At 37.8% G+C, this 14,896-nt stretch carries 17 protein-coding genes and 1 riboswitch; of the genes, 9 read left to right on the top strand and 8 right to left on the bottom strand.

Features of this window, described 5'->3' with window-relative positions; genetic code table 11:
• The first annotated feature begins 129 nt into the window (after nucleotides 1–129).
• The 4 genes from AC1UFB_RS17860 (at nucleotide 130) to AC1UFB_RS17845 (ending at nucleotide 3,834) form a co-directional block, all read left to right on the top strand.
• Nucleotides 130–1,005 (top strand): YitT family protein, encoded by an 876-nt coding sequence (locus AC1UFB_RS17860; RefSeq protein WP_061786685.1) that lies wholly within the window; start codon nucleotides 130–132, stop codon nucleotides 1,003–1,005.
• Nucleotides 1,006–1,147: 142 nt separating this feature from the next.
• A riboswitch (Lysine riboswitch) is annotated at nucleotides 1,148–1,332 on the top strand.
• Between the two features lie 108 nt (nucleotides 1,333–1,440).
• Nucleotides 1,441–2,277 carry a transporter substrate-binding domain-containing protein gene (locus tag AC1UFB_RS17855; RefSeq protein WP_061786686.1) on the top strand — a complete coding sequence of 279 codons (837 nt, stop codon included), beginning with the start codon at nucleotides 1,441–1,443 and terminating at the stop codon, nucleotides 2,275–2,277.
• A gap of 66 nt (nucleotides 2,278–2,343) precedes the next feature.
• Nucleotides 2,344–3,072: an amino acid ABC transporter permease gene (locus tag AC1UFB_RS17850; RefSeq protein WP_251385672.1), complete on the top strand. Its 729-nt coding sequence runs from the start codon at nucleotides 2,344–2,346 to the stop codon at nucleotides 3,070–3,072.
• 24 nt (nucleotides 3,073–3,096) lie between these two features.
• Complete coding sequence (locus AC1UFB_RS17845) at nucleotides 3,097–3,834, top strand: amino acid ABC transporter ATP-binding protein (RefSeq protein WP_482589634.1); 738 nt, start codon at nucleotides 3,097–3,099, stop codon at nucleotides 3,832–3,834.
• A 116-nt stretch (nucleotides 3,835–3,950) separates the two neighbouring features.
• Here AC1UFB_RS17845 and AC1UFB_RS17840 read toward each other — a convergent pair whose 3' ends face one another.
• From AC1UFB_RS17840 to AC1UFB_RS17820, 5 genes are all read right to left on the bottom strand, one after another.
• Entirely contained in the window at nucleotides 3,951–4,631 is a 681-nt protein-coding gene (locus AC1UFB_RS17840) for an ABC transporter ATP-binding protein (protein WP_482589632.1), read from the bottom strand.
• Nucleotide 4,632: 1 nt separating this feature from the next.
• A complete protein-coding gene (locus AC1UFB_RS17835) occupies nucleotides 4,633–5,667 on the bottom strand; it encodes an ABC transporter permease (protein WP_100346313.1) in 1,035 nt (344 codons plus the stop codon).
• Nucleotides 5,668–5,776: 109 nt separating this feature from the next.
• A complete protein-coding gene (locus tag AC1UFB_RS17830) occupies nucleotides 5,777–7,156 on the bottom strand; it encodes a sensor histidine kinase (RefSeq protein ID WP_025909882.1) in 1,380 nt (459 codons plus the stop codon).
• Complete coding sequence (locus AC1UFB_RS17825; protein ID WP_025909883.1) at nucleotides 7,153–7,830, bottom strand: response regulator transcription factor; 678 nt, start codon at nucleotides 7,828–7,830, stop codon at nucleotides 7,153–7,155. The genes AC1UFB_RS17830 and AC1UFB_RS17825 overlap by 4 nt, the downstream gene beginning before the upstream one ends.
• A gap of 189 nt (nucleotides 7,831–8,019) precedes the next feature.
• Nucleotides 8,020–8,451 carry a hypothetical protein gene (locus AC1UFB_RS17820; RefSeq protein WP_225002124.1) on the bottom strand — a complete coding sequence of 144 codons (432 nt, stop codon included), beginning with the start codon at nucleotides 8,449–8,451 and terminating at the stop codon, nucleotides 8,020–8,022.
• Between the two features lie 155 nt (nucleotides 8,452–8,606).
• On the opposite strand from AC1UFB_RS17820, the gene AC1UFB_RS17815 reads away from it, so the two are divergent.
• A complete protein-coding gene (locus AC1UFB_RS17815; protein ID WP_025909885.1) occupies nucleotides 8,607–9,278 on the top strand; it encodes an NAD(P)H-dependent oxidoreductase in 672 nt (223 codons plus the stop codon).
• 317 nt (nucleotides 9,279–9,595) lie between these two features.
• Nucleotides 9,596–10,219: a LysE family translocator gene (locus AC1UFB_RS17810; protein WP_100346311.1), complete on the top strand. Its 624-nt coding sequence runs from the start codon at nucleotides 9,596–9,598 to the stop codon at nucleotides 10,217–10,219.
• Nucleotides 10,220–10,341: 122 nt separating this feature from the next.
• Here AC1UFB_RS17810 and AC1UFB_RS17805 read toward each other — a convergent pair whose 3' ends face one another.
• On the bottom strand, nucleotides 10,342–10,773 hold the full coding sequence (locus tag AC1UFB_RS17805; RefSeq protein WP_025909887.1) for a YfmQ family protein: 432 nt from the start codon (nucleotides 10,771–10,773) through the stop codon (nucleotides 10,342–10,344).
• Between the two features lie 241 nt (nucleotides 10,774–11,014).
• On the opposite strand from AC1UFB_RS17805, the gene AC1UFB_RS17800 reads away from it, so the two are divergent.
• Nucleotides 11,015–11,644, top strand: a complete 630-nt coding sequence (locus AC1UFB_RS17800) for a nitroreductase family protein (RefSeq protein ID WP_076512905.1) — start codon at nucleotides 11,015–11,017, stop codon at nucleotides 11,642–11,644.
• Between the two features lie 50 nt (nucleotides 11,645–11,694).
• Here the strand turns inward: AC1UFB_RS17800 and AC1UFB_RS17795 are convergent, their stop codons facing one another.
• A complete protein-coding gene (locus tag AC1UFB_RS17795; RefSeq protein WP_482589627.1) occupies nucleotides 11,695–11,988 on the bottom strand; it encodes a methyl-accepting chemotaxis protein in 294 nt (97 codons plus the stop codon).
• Nucleotides 11,940–12,095: a hypothetical protein gene (locus tag AC1UFB_RS17790; protein WP_153301207.1), complete on the bottom strand. Its 156-nt coding sequence runs from the start codon at nucleotides 12,093–12,095 to the stop codon at nucleotides 11,940–11,942. The genes AC1UFB_RS17795 and AC1UFB_RS17790 overlap by 49 nt, the downstream gene beginning before the upstream one ends.
• Before the next feature lie 160 nt (nucleotides 12,096–12,255).
• Between AC1UFB_RS17790 and AC1UFB_RS17785 the strand changes: the two genes are divergently transcribed.
• Together AC1UFB_RS17785 and AC1UFB_RS17780 are read left to right on the top strand one after the other, a co-directional pair.
• The gene (locus AC1UFB_RS17785) at nucleotides 12,256–12,864 is read left to right on the top strand and encodes a methyltransferase (protein ID WP_076512906.1); all 609 of its coding nucleotides are present in this window, start codon (nucleotides 12,256–12,258) and stop codon (nucleotides 12,862–12,864) included.
• Nucleotides 12,865–13,294: 430 nt separating this feature from the next.
• A complete protein-coding gene (locus AC1UFB_RS17780; RefSeq protein WP_482589625.1) occupies nucleotides 13,295–14,809 on the top strand; it encodes a glycine betaine uptake BCCT transporter in 1,515 nt (504 codons plus the stop codon).
• Nucleotides 14,810–14,896 lie beyond the last annotated feature (87 nt).

The following is a 14,896-nucleotide window of genomic DNA, read 5'->3' as shown; positions in this document are numbered from 1 at the left end:
CCTAAAATAATAAAATTGAAGATTTTGAGTCTTTTTAATAGTTAATTTAAATTAATGCAACACTAGTGAATGAAGATGATTTTATGATAAAATTATTTGTGTCAAAAAACATTAGAAGTGAGGAATTACATGAATGCGTTAAAACAGCATCGAAAATCGAGTAAACAAAAACTATTGTTTCGGGGCCTTTTAGTCATCATTGGTGGCATTATCGCAGGTTATGGGTTAGAAACAGTATTAATTCCAAATAGCGTATCTGACGGGGGGGTGACGGGACTTAGCATCGTTGGTTCACAGCTCTTTGGAATTCCACTAGGCGTTTTAATCGCCATCATCAATCTTCCCTTCATCTGGTTAGGTTATCAGCAAATTGGAAAAAGCTTCGCTATTTTTTCAACCATCGGTATTGCTTCTCTAGCAGTTAGTACAACTCTTATGCATCACACTCCAGCTATTATTGAAGGAGATACGCTTTTAGTAACCGTTGTAGGTGGTGTAATCCTTGGTTTTGGAATGGGTCTAGCACTGCGTAATGGAGGAGCATTGGACGGTATTGATATGCTTGCTGTACTCCTTTCACGAAAGTCACCGTTTGGAACAAGTGATCTTATTTTATTTCTAAATATGTTTGTATTTATCGTGGTTTCTTTTGTGTTTGGCTTGCAAGGAGCCATTCTTTCTGCCATTGCTTACTTCATCGCTTCAAAGGTTATTCATGTCGTTGAAGTTGGGTTAAGCGGTTCAAAAGCGTTTGAAATCATTACAAATGAGCCTGTTTTAATGGTTAAAACAATTCGTGATCGACTAGGTCGAAGCGCTACATATAAAGAAGTATACGGCGGATATTCTCACGAAAAGTTCAAAGAGATTACGTGTGTTATTAACCGTTTAGAAGAAAGTAAAATGAAGGAAATTATCAGCGAAATCGATCCGGATGCTTTTGTGCGCGTGTATGACGTTGCCGAAGTAAAGGGTGGAAACTTTAGAAAAACCAACATTCATTAAATCATCCTTTTTATTCTGTATAAAATTGTTTTTTTTAGAGCTGAAAGAATTAGTTGGAAAATAATCCAATAAAAACCATATTGACAGATTAGGAAGAAAGATGTAGACTTGAAACAAATTTAATAAGACCTCACTTTTAGTCAAGTGAGGTAGAGGCGCGGTATTTAACAGTCTTTAGCAGAGTTTGAGAGACGTTGAAGCTAGAGAGAAGGAAATATCGCCGAAGTGAGTAAATTGTTCTCAACAATTGCTTGCTGGGTCTGTAGTGAAGAACTGCAGGACTGTCTCAATAAGTTTACCAGCTTATTGAGTTGTGCTATCTCATCTTTTAAAAGAGAGGACTTTAGGGAACGATGAATGAAACGACCTGAGTAAATCTCGGGTCGTTTTTTTATTGTCTTCAAAGCTTAAAAAGATATAAGGGGGAAACAAACTATGAAAAGAAAAGCAGGATTTTTCTTAACATTATTGCTTTCAGCAGTCGTTTTATTAGCAGGCTGTGGTCAAAGCAGTGAGTCAGCATCGGGTTCAGGAGACGCTGATACGTTTACGGTAGGCTTGGAAGCAGGCTATCCACCATTTAACTGGACTCAAAATGACGATTCAAACGGAGCGGTTAAAATTAAGGGCGGCTCACAGTATGCAGGCGGCTATGATGTTGAGATGGCTAAGAAAATTGCTGATGGATTAGGCAAAGAGCTAGTGATTGTAAAAACTGAGTGGGATGGTCTTGTACCAGCCTTAACATCAGGTAAAATTGATGCGATTGTGGCAGGAATGTCACCGACTGCAGAGCGAAAAGAAACAATTGATTTCTCTGATAACTACTATAATTCAAACCTAGTAATGGTTGTGAAAAAAGGTAGTAAGTATGAAGGTGCTACGAAGATTGCAGATTTCAAAGGCGCAAAAATTACGGCTCAATTAAACACGTTTCACTACTCCGTCATTGATCAAATTAAAGGTGTATCAAAAGAAACAGCAATGGATAATTTCCCAGCAATGCGCGTAGCGCTAGAATCAGGAGTTATTGATGGTTATGTATCAGAGCGACCTGAAGCAGTAAGTGCTTCAGCAGCAAATGATAATTTTGCAATGGTTGAATTCAAGGATGGCTTCAAAACATCAGCTGACGATACAGCTGTAGCCGTGGGTCTTAAAAAAGACAGTGAGCTAAAAGAAGAAATCAACAAAATCTTAAAAGGTATTTCAGAAGAAGAACGCACAAGCATTATGGATGCGGCAATCAAAAACCAACCTGCAGCAAAATAATGATGACATAACACCGGCTGTATCTACATACAGTCGGTTTTGTAATGAGGTAAGGGAGGAAGAACGATGAGTTTTGAATGGGTTATTACAATCATCTCAGAAAACTGGCCAATGTTTTTACGCGGAGCTGGGATGACGCTATTAATTGCGCTGACAGGTACCATTATTGGGGCGGTCATTGGGTTAGTTGCTGGTATTGTCCGAACTGTTCCAACGCCAACGAGCGGGCTGAAAAAAGCAGGATTGAAGGTAACGAATTTCGTTTTATCTGTATACATTGAATTTTTCCGAGGTACGCCAATGATTGTGCAAGCAATGGTTATTTACTATGGTTCAGCGCTTGCATTTGGCTTTGATATGAACGTGATGTTGGCAGCGGTTATTGTTGTATCAATTAATACAGGAGCATATATGGCTGAAATTGTACGTGGCGGGATTATTTCCGTTGATAAAGGACAGTTTGAGGCAGCCAAAGCCATTGGCATGAATCATTATCAAACAATGATGAACGTTGTTTTACCTCAAGTCATTCGTAATATCTTACCAGCAACGGGTAACCAGTTTGTGATTAACATTAAAGATACGTCGGTATTAAACGTTATTTCCGTTTCCGAGCTATACTTTGTCACGAAATCAGTAGCAGGAAACAACTTTAGATATTTTGAGTCATTCTTTGTTGCTTGTATGATTTACTTTGTCATGACGTTTATAGTATCGCAAATTCTGCGCTACTTTGAGCGTAAATTAGACGGACCCGACAGCTACACGATGATTAAAACGGACCAAAATCGATAATGAAGGGTAAGGAGGTATAAGAAAATGGAACAAGTAATTGATATTCAACATTTAAACAAAGCGTATGGAAGTCATGAAGTATTAAAAGATATTAATTTCTCTGTTAACAAAGGAGAAGTTGTGACCATTATTGGTTCTTCGGGCTCGGGGAAATCAACGCTCCTTCGTTGTATCAATTTATTAGAGCAGCCGAACGGTGGCCAAATTATTTATAACGGGGAAAATGTTCTGGATGATCAGCATAATCTATTTGAGTATCGTAAAAATTTAGGAATGGTCTTTCAACAGTTTAATTTATTTGATAACCATAATGTTTTAAATAACTGTGTGGTAGGACAAATCAAAGTGTTAAAGCGTTCAAAAGAAGAAGCTGAAAAGGTAGCGTTAGGCTATTTGAAGGTCGTTGGGATGGATCAGTACATCAATGCGAAGCCAAGACAGCTTTCAGGTGGTCAAAAGCAGCGTGTGGCCATTGCTCGTGCTTTGTCCATGAAGCCTGATGTCCTTTTGTTTGATGAACCAACATCAGCTTTAGACCCTGAGATGGTAGGAGAAGTATTAAAGGTTATGAAGGAACTTGCCGAGTCAGGTCTAACAATGCTTATTGTAACGCATGAAATGGAATTTGCTAAAGAGGTATCGGATCGCATTGTCTTTATGGATAAAGGCGTTATTGCAGAAGAGGGTACTCCTGAGCAAATCTTTAATCATCCAACGCACGAACGTACGCGTGAGTTCTTAAAACGTACGTTGAAAAGATAAATTAAAAATGACACTATATGATGTAGGATTAGCATCTTAAAGATTTTTTATTGGTAAACGGTCTAGAAAGTAAAAAAGAACCTTTTCACCATGGGAGATGTGAAAAGGTCGCTGAGTTAATCCCGCATAATAACGCCATCGCTCATACGAATCACACGATTTGCATAGATAAGCATTTCTTCATCATGCGTAACGATGAGCGTGGTGATTTTTAGGGACTCTGTTAACTTTTGTAAAAGGACCATGATGTCTTTTGAACGCTTTGAATCAAGGCTTGCCGTTGGTTCATCAGCAAATAATACTTTTGGTTTGTGGATGATGGCTCGAGCAATTGCGACGCGCTGTTTTTCTCCTCCTGATAAAGAAGGAGGGTATGCGTTCTTTCGATGCTCCATTTCTACAAGTTTTAAGATATGCTGTACTTCTTGCTTCTTTTCTCGTTTTGACATTGATACTTCGGCTACGTCTAACATTAAGAGAAGCTGTTCTTCAACCGTCAAAAATGGCACAAGGTGAGCAAATTGAAACACAAACCCAAACTTGATTACACGCAATTTCCGCATTTGTTCAGGGTTCATGGTTACTAAGTCTTTTTCTTCAAATATAATGTGTCCACTTGATGCGGACTGCAGTCCAGCTGCAATTGTAAGGAGCGTACTTTTTCCAGAACCTGATGCACCAACAAGAGCAGTGAGTTCACCTTCTTTTAATGAAAGGTCAATTCCTTTTAAAATATCTTCCCTTCGTTCTCCGTTAGTAAACGATTTCTTTACATGTTCTATTGTAAAAGTCGTCATTTTACATCTCTCCTTGTTGAATTGCTTTTAAAGGTTCAATCTTTTTAATTTGAATACCCGATAGCGTCGAGCCGGTAAAGCCGATAACGAGAAACACACCAGCAAGTTGAAGAGTAGTTAGAACAGGTAAGCTAAAAGGCATTCCTTCAGGTGCTATTAGGTTGAATAGCTGACTACATGCAATGGACAATAGAATAGAAGCAGCGGTTATAATCAGCATTTGCGTCCACATGATTGTAAACAATCTGCTCGTTTTCATCCCAATTGCTTTTAGAATTCCGTACAGTCCAATTTTTTGAACGTTCATCATATAAAAGAAAATGGCAAACAGCATACAGCTAATGACAATTAAAAACCAAATGATCATATTCAATGACATTTGTTCAGCATTGTAGCTTGGGATGGTAGCTAAAAACTCTTTGTTTGAAAAAGATTGAAGTCCATTAACAAGCGGAGCTTCATCTATGTTCGGCAAGAAAATCAGCTGCAGGTCTTCTCTGGCAAACATTCCTTGGTAGTCCACCTCATTAATATAAGCAACGGGTGTATGACTATATTTGGCTTCATCGACAAAGCCTTTCACCACAAACGTTCCATCATACTGGTCATGAGTAAGCGTGTCCCCAACTTTGATTCCTTCTTTTTTCAAGGAGGAGTCTAGGATAACTTCACCTTTATTTAGATTCGGAAAGAGCTTTGAATCCGTTGATGTGACAAAGGAAACGCTACGTTGTTTATCTCGTTCATCATTCACAAAACCCATTCCAATTGAAAAAGCGACAGCGTCTTTATACTCGTTTAGAACACTCTCTTGAACAGAACGGTCAATTGACGAGAGGTTATACGTTTCTTCTGCTTCTTTCGTCATGTAGAACTGTCCGTCAGGCAAGTTTTTAATGAGTGCTGCATTATCCTTTGACAGACCGTTTGCAAGGCCAGAAATAATAAAGGTTAAAAAGCTTACAAGAAAGATAATTGAGCCTAGTATAAGGAATTTTGCTTTGTTTTTTTTGATTTCTTTCCATGCGATGTTCATCAAAATCTCCTCCAATTTGATTTCGTACTTTTAGTGTATAAGTTGTTTGTGAATGGACGATGAACGGCAGGTTACAAATGAAAAAAGCCCCATCCATCAGGATGTAGCTTTAGGAAATAGGAAGTTTAATTTGAAATAATGTGCCTTCACCTTCTTGACTGTCTACCTTAATTTCGCCGTTATGAAGCTTTATGATTGTTGAAACGATTGAAAGACCAAGTCCCGTTCCTTCGACCGTTTGTGAACGAGCGGTATCAGCACGATAAAAGCGATCAAAGATACGCTTTTGCTGTGAAGTACTTAGACCGATTCCTGTGTCCTGGAACGAGACTACTAAATAGTCATGCGCAACTTTTATTGAAACATCAATCGTTCCACCAGGCTTATTGTATTTCATCGCATTGGTTAACAGGTTATCCCAGACGGTGCTCAGCAGTGAGGGATCTCCCGTGATTGTAATATCTGGAAGGGAGTAGGTAATCATCAAGTCCCGTTCCCTAATTGCCCACTGGTGCGTTTTAATTAGGTTCTCAATCTGTTTTCCGACATGAAAACGCTGTGCCTTCATCATGTCTTCGTTTCGATCAAGAGAAGCGAGAAGTAACAGCTGTTTGGTTAAAATTGATAATCGATTAATCTCACTGTTAATGACAGAAATATATTGAACTTTTTCCTCGCTTGTTAGACTGTCTTGTTCTAAAAGGCCGGTATATCCTTTAATAGTAGACAGCGGAGATTGAATGTCATGAGAGATGTTCGAAATAAATTCTTTTCGCATATCATCTAGCTGTTCTAACTTTTGAGCCATTTGCAAAAAGCTTTTTGACAGTTCACCAAGCTCATCGTTTCGCTTCGTTTGAAGCTTAGGATGGAAATTTCCAGCAGCTAATGCTTTTGTTGCTGCCGTTAGGCTCGAAATGGGCTTTACCAAATAGTTCGTGCTAAATAAGACAAGAACGATGCTAAGTAAAATAGTGAGCGCAAGTAGCCATGCTAGCAATAGGTGCATTTCATTGAACAAAAGCTTGATGTCTGGTCGTAAAAAGAGGGCATATGACTTGCTGTTATGCGTAATAGGAACACCGATTGTATTGGTAAGCTCATTTGCAAAAAATCCGGTTACAAACGTTTGCTTGGGGAACTGGCGCATTCCATGATAGATCTCACCGTTTAAAACCTGTGCTTTGACTTCATTTTTTAATGCTGTATCTCGAAATGCTGCTCCAAAAAAACGTTCGGTGTCACCAGCGTCAACGAGATAAATTTGATACCCTACTTCAGCGATATTCTCAAGGTAATCACTCAATTGAATGTGTGGGTTTTCATTGATAAATTCAGCGATATCAAGAGCAATTTCCGTATTCTTTGCGTCGTTTGAAGGCTTTAATTTTTGCTGATAGTACAGGTTCGAACCTAAAAAAGCCAACACGCTGCTAAGGAGCATGATACTAGCGGTAATGATAACAAATTTGCTATAAAGAGACTTCATCGTTTCGTCTCCAATGAGTAGCCAACTCCGCGAACCGTTTTAATATGAAAGTCTTCTGTTAGGTTTGTAAAACGCTCGCGCAGCCGTTTAACATGAACGTCTACCGTTCTTGCATCACCTTCATAGTCAAGGCCCCATATGTGTTCAATCAGGTTTTCTCTGGAAAAAACACGCATGGAATTAGAAGCGAGAAAGGCCAGTAGCTCAAATTCTCTCAGCGGTAGAAGAAGCGTTTTCGTTCCAACCTTGACTTCGTAGCTTCTTTTATTAATGATCGTTTGGCCCAGCTTAATAACAGACGCATCATCTTCTTTTGCATATCTTCTTAAAAGTGCTTGAACGCGAAACAGCAGCTCTTTTGGTTCAAAAGGCTTTACAAGATAATCATCTGTTCCGGCGGCAAAGCCTTCTTCTTTATCTTCAATTTGGCTCTTTGCAGTGAGCAAAATAACGGGAAGGTCATATAAGCGACGAATCTCTTTTGTCAGAGTGTAGCCATCTATAAAAGGCATCATTACATCAACGACGGCTAGAGCAATGTCTTCTTCCTGTAGTCTTTCGAGCGCTTCGCTTCCGTGCTTTGCTTGTATTACATCATAGCCAGCTTGTGATAGGTGAATAGTTACAAGCTGGAGAATATGTAAATCATCATCGACAAGTAGAATCTTTTTCATATAAGCTCCTCGTTTTCTTTAAGAAATCTTTTCTTTTAAACATACCGCTGGTGAAAAGAATTTTCAAATGATGAAAAAAGCCATAACCTAAATTGTTATGACCCAAATCATGAGAGCTGCTATGTTAATAGGGAGGCTGAATGTTAAAAAGAGAAGAAAATACCTTTTTGGCTCATCGCTAAGTTTCTCTTAATACACGACTCCATATTGACGAGATGCACAACTATGACATGTTTGTTCATCAAATCGATGCTCTTGACTCACTAAGTCTTTACAAAATTGACATCTTGCATATTCGCTTTTTCGTTTTTCGATAGTTTGAATCAAAAGCTTAGTTATTTTTTCGCAGAGTTGAACATGTGATAAAAGTTCGACTTCTTTCCAATAGAGAATATGAATTTGGTGGATAACTGGCTCAGAAGCAGGAATTGGCCCATCCCATTGTACAGTTTCATATCCGAATGATAAACCTTCGTTCATGGTACGCATATAGACCTGAGGTTGATCAGCAAATTCTTCTAGTGTTAAGTAAAAAGTTTGGTTTTTTATAATAGCATTGTTTTTTGATAACGGTGTATTGTTACATAGTGAAGAAACCCATTCTTTCACTTTTATTATCATGTTACTTTATCTCCTTCTCATTCTGCTTTACCTTATTATACAAAGGAAATATGGGATAGTTAATCTTTTTGTAAAAAGCTAAATAGTTGTATTCTGCAATGAAATTCATTACCATGACACATAGAAATTGATGAGAGAAGAAAGGTGGATATGTCATGAGCAACGAAGCAAAAAAACAAGAAATTCTAGATGCGTTTCATTTCCGTCACGCAACGAAAGAGTTTGATCCAACAAAGAAAGTGTCAGAAGCGGATTTTCGTTTTATTATGGAAACTGGACGCTTATCTCCAAGTTCATTAGGTTATGAGGCATGGAAGTTTTTGGTGATTGAGAACGAAGACTTAAAACGTCGCTTGAAAGAAGTTTCATGGGGAGCGCAAGGACAACTGCCAACAGCAAGTCATTTTGTTATCATTCTAGCGCGTACAGACGCACGCTATGATTCAGAGTACGCAATGAATCATCAAAAAACAGTTAAAGAAATGCCAGAAGATGTGCTAGAGTCTGTTTTACCAAGATTCAGAGCGTTCCAAGAAGAAGATGCTCGCTTATTTGAAAGCGACCGTGCACTGTTTGACTGGGCAAGTAAGCAAACGTATATCGCACTTGGTAATATGATGACAGCAGCAGCGCAAATCGGCGTTGATTCTTGTCCAATTGAAGGCTTTAATTATGAAAAAACGCATGAGCTTTTAAAAGAAGAAGGACTTCTTGAGGATGGTCAATACGATATCTCTGTTATGGTTGCATTTGGTTATCGCGTTGAAGATCCAAAGCGTGAAAAAACAAGAAGAGACTTTGACGAAGTAGTGCAGTGGATAAAGTAAAAGAAATAAATCACAGTAAAAAGCAGTTTCTATTATAAGATGCTGCTTTTTTTATATGAATATATGTTAAAATATAGAAAAACAGAGGGTGATGGATCATTAAAAGATTAACAAATATTCAAAGGCTATCTATTATTTCTTCTTTCATACTTGTTGTAGGAGCATCACTTGTGTTTTCAGAGTCATATTTTAATAATAAAGAGCTGAATACGTTAACGAACTCGTGTTTTAATAGCGGTGGAATGCCCGCTGTTGAGGTGGGAACACTCAATAAAGTTCTTTCGTTTGAATGCAAATAATACATAGGAGTTTTGATTATGGATTTCTTAATTTGGTTGTCATTTTTAGGAGCAGCTCTATTGCTTACGATTATGCCAGGGCCAGATAACCTATTTGTGCTTGCTCAAAGTATCTCTAATGGGAAAAATGCGGGTATTGCCACGGCATTTGGTTTATGTACAGGTCTGATTGTTCATATTTTAGCTACTGTTTTAGGCGTGAGCGCACTTTTATATCAATCATCTTTAGCATTTTCTATCATTAAATATGCGGGAGCTGCGTATTTACTGTACTTAGCTTATAAAGCATTTACAGCAAAAAGCTCTCCTTTAGAAGTACAGAAGACTCAACAAGTGAGTTATGATGCACTCTACAAAAAAGGAATTATCATGAATATTTTAAACCCGAAGGTATCCTTGTTTTTTCTAGCATTTTTACCGCAGTTTGTTACTGCTAGCGGTGGAAGCGCAGCGTTTCAAATGCTGGTATATGGCATCACATTTCTAGTTCAGGCGCTCTTTGTCTTTACGGTAATCAGTTTATTTGCAGGTAAAGTGGGAACCGTCTTACGTAAACGACCAGCAATTTCACAAAAAGTAAACTTGATTGAAGGCTCTTTGTTTACACTGATTGGGTTGAGAATTGCCCTGGGTGAGAAGTGAGAGGAAAAGTAAGTGTTTAAAGAGCGTGATACGTTTAACTGCACGCATTTTGGAAGAACAAGATGTACGCTTTATCATAATTTAATATCATAAAAAACAAGGTGAATTTTCACCTTGTTTTTTTATGATACGTGCATATTTGTTTGAAACTCGTCTGAAAGCATGCGGTACGCGAGTACTTTCTTTTTGGATTTCTTCACCACATCTACATGATCGCTGTAGCCGTATATAAGCAGTTCAAAGGTATGTTTGCCGTTTACACTGTGAATAATAATGGGAGTTTTGTTTCGCTCAAGGTTAAGGTAGTGAGTGCGATTCCCATCGTGTACATAGTATTGATCTAGAAACGTCGCTTTGTTAAAGGCTTCAATAATTTGTGCTTTTTCTTCACCTTCAATGGTGCTTCCATTTCTTTTCACAATAGCTGAATCAATGGATAAGGTAGGGTGTAGCTTGAACTTACCGTGAAGCCATTCTACGACTGTGTTAGGTAGGCACGTAATTAAAAGTTTAAGAGCACTGACAACAACAATAACAATAACTGTCCAGAACATCTTAGGTCATCTCCAATAATTAAAAATAAGAATGCATTCTTTATTTTAACACGGAATGAATGTACAAGTTTGGTCTATTATGTGACGGTTTTTATCAGAAAATATTTTTTATTTATTTCGAAAGGCTAATTATTTTACAAAATAAGAAAATGAGAGTAAGGTAATAGACATTGCATTAATAAAAGTAGATAACTTTAAGTAAGTAGTTGTATAAAAATAACAATAAAAGGAGAGATTTAACATGCAAACAACAAATGACTTTAATAAAATTTTAAAAGAGCGTCGCTCAATTAAACGTTACGATCCAACTGTAAAAATCAGCCGTGAGGAAATGGAAGAAATTCTAACCGTGGCAACAACTGCACCATCTTCAGTTAACATGCAGCCATGGCGCTTTTTAGTAATCGAAAGCGATGAAGCAAAAGCGCAGCTTGCAGAACTAGCTAAGTTCAATAGTACTCAAGTTGAAACATCTGCAGCCGTTATTGCTGTATTTGGAGATGTTCAAAACGTTGAATACTTCGATGAAATTTATGATAAAGCAGTAGAAGTAGGCTATATGCCACAAGACGTAAAAGACAATATTAAACAAGCATTTTCTTCATACTTTGAAACAATTTCAAACGAAGATATGAAGGATGTTGTCTTAATTGATGGTGGTCTTGTATCTATGCAAATTATGCTAGCAGCACGCGCGTATGGCTATGATACAAACCCAATTGGTGGCTATGAAAAAGAAAAAGTAACAGAAGTATTTGGAATGGACAAAGAGCGCCACGTACCAGTTATGCTTATTTCAATCGGTAAAGCAGTAGATGAAGGTCATCCATCAGTTCGTTTACCAATCAATCGCGTAGCTGAGTGGAAATAATAATGAAAAGCCTGAGGTTAATTTTCAGGCTTTTTTAGTGTGAAAAGTTCTTATGCCTCTACCAGTTTTGTTAGCGCTTTAGTTTGTGTTTCCAAGTGCTTAGCAGCTTCATCAATTGAAGCAAATTTAGCGATTGCTTTCTCCATTTGCTCTCTACTTGATGTAAGTGCTTTTTCAGAAGTGTTTGTCGCGTTTAAAATGGTGTGTACAAAAGACGTTATTTCTTCTACTTTACTGTGAACTTCTTTTGTTGATTCGTTTGCTCGGGTAGCTAAGTTTCGCACTTCTTTTGCAACTACATCAAAGCCTTTTCCATGTTCACCAGCATGAGCTGCTTGACCCAAAGTACCTCTCCATTTAAGTCAAATTCAATCATCGCTAAAGATTTCTCTAACGCACCGAGTACTGAATCTTGGTTTAACACCTGTGTGCTAGCACTTTTGTTTATCATTACTATTTGCTCCTTTTAAACAAACTCTCTTTATTATTTCGACTATTTTTACCCAAAATCAAGCTATTTGGAATAAAATTATTTGAAGTGAATAGAAATAGGTTTGAAAGAATGGGAAAGTAGGTATTAATGTAGGGGGCAAACAAAAAGGAGTCTTAACATGACAGATCATTTTTATGACGAGCTGTTAAATATACAAACAAGTGGAAATCAACAAGGTTTTTACGATTCACTGCACTATCATCGCTATGAGCCTACACCATACAAAGGCCTTGATGAGCTATTTGCGAAGGTATCGCTGAGCTCTTCGGATCGAGTTGTCGACTTTGGGTGTGGAAAAGGGCGATTAAATTTTTACCTGCATTACCGCTATCAAGCATCTGTAGTTGGGATTGAAATGAATGAAGAATTTTACAAAGAAGCGCTTCTCAATAAGCGAAGTTATTTAAAGAAATATCACCATCGCCGAGCTGAATTGTCCTTTCACTGCTGCTTAGCAGAAGAGTATGAGATTGATATTCGAGATACTGTCTTTTATTTTTTTAATCCGTTTTCCATTCAAATTTTTATGAAAGTCGTTGGGAATATCTTAGATTCAGTAGGAAAAGCATATCGACCCGTAACAATTATTCTTTACTATAGCTCAGAGGACTATACTGATTTCTTAACGCGCCGCACGCCTTTTCAGCTAAAGGAAGAAATCGAGATTCAAGGTTTATCGCAACGAAATTCACTCGAAAGATTTTTAGTGTACGAGCTGAAGTATTAAGAGATGAACAGGTAAGGTGTAAAAGAATATCACTAAAAAACAGACAATTTTGTAGAGATATGTTACTATATACTGTGGCAATACACCAATCCCCCTTATTACCTAAAGAACGTAATGCTAAAAAGCATGCCCACGAAAGAAGCAAGAACAAATTTTTCACCATACAACCAGTTCCATAAATTCCAAGTCAACAAACCGTCCTGCATAAGTAGATCGCAGGTAGGTCTTGGTTGCTTAGTGTTACATGAGGAATATTAGCTAAGTAAAAATGATGTAGCTTAAGAACGTCTTAACGCAATCTTTAAGGGTTAGTTATTATTGCTTCATAAAAAAAATATTGTTTTCTATTTGGTTTTGCATATTGTTTGTGTTCTCCAATTGAAGTAAAGCCCTCTGCGAATTTATCAAAGATGGGAGTTTTTAATTTCAAATGAAAAAAGTTTCAACAGTTTTTTATGTTTCTATTGCCATCATGGCATTATTAGTTATTTTTGGTGTGAGTGCACCCAAAACGCTTGAGAGCGTGACGGGAGCAATCCAAGGTTTTATTACAGATTCATTTGGTTGGTATTATTTAATTGTGGTGTCTTTGTTTGTATTAGTTTGTTTGTATTTATTAGTAAGTCCGATTGGTCGAATTAAACTCGGGAAACAGGAGGACAAGCCTGAGTTTTCACGCCCAACCTGGCTTGCTATGCTTTTTAGTGCAGGAATGGGAATCGGTCTTGTGTTTTGGGGCACAGCTGAGCCTATTAGCCATTATGCGATCAGCTCTCCAACAGGAGAAGTAGGGACAGACCAAGGTCTGCAAGACGCAATGCGCTTTACGTTCTTCCACTGGGGAATTCATGCTTGGGCTATCTATGGTATTGTTGCGATGTGTCTAGCATACTTTACGTTCCGAAAAGGAGAGCGTGGATTAATCAGCGCAACACTAAAGCCAATTTTAGGGAAATATGCAGATGGCGTACTTGGTAAAATTATTGACGTTATTGCAGTTATTGCCACTGTAATTGGTGTAGCCACAACGCTTGGGTTTGGTGCGGTTCAAATTAACGGTGGTTTGTCTTATCTTTTTGATGTGCCATCGAATATTGTGACGCAATTCATTATTATTCTTGTTGTAACAGTGTTATTTATTGTCTCAGCCTTAACGGGATTAGGAAAAGGAATTAAGATTTTAAGTAATGCAAACATGATTTTAGCCTTTGCTTTATTTGCGTTAATGTTTATATTAGGACCAACGCTATTTACGCTAAATATCTTTACAGATACGATTGGGAAGTATTTGCAAACATTAGTGAACATGAGCTTCCGTATTGCGCCATTAAATGAAGAAGACCGTCAGTGGATTAACGGCTGGACAATTTTCTATTGGGCTTGGTGGATTGCATGGTCACCGTTTGTTGGAATCTTTATCGCACGCGTATCAAAAGGTCGTACAATTCGTGAGTTCGTTATTTTTGTGTTAATGATACCTTCTCTAATTGGTTTCCTTTGGTTCTCTGTATTCGGAGGATCTGCGTTAACGTTAGAGCGTGATGGTATTGCACAACTTTCAAAGCTGGCAACAGAAGAGTCTCTGTTTGGCGTTTTTGCAAATTATCCGCTAGCAACTCTTATGTCAATCTTAGCGATTATTCTTGTTGCTACATTCTTTATTACATCAGCAGATTCAGGTACGTTTGTGCTTGGAATGATGACAACAAATGGTTCACAAAACCCTGCAAACAGCGTTAAGTTGGTTTGGGGAATTACGCTAACAGTTATTGGGCTAGTGCTTTTATACTCTGGCGGACTTCAAGCGTTACAAAATACCATGATTATAGCAGCGCTACCGTTCTCTGTCGTAATGGCACTAATGACAGCTAGTTTATTAAAAGATTTAAACAAAGAAGCAAAAGCGCTTGGTATTGGTCAAATCAAAAAGAAAAAAACATCATAACTAGTAAAAAGAGACTGAGACATAAGTAGTTCAGCCTCTACTATACCTGAACGATTGAGAGTTCATAACTTTTAATCGTTCAGGTTT

Source organism: Priestia sp. KCTC 13724, assembly GCF_056820425.1.
This window is presented reverse-complemented; position numbering and strand designations above follow the sequence as displayed.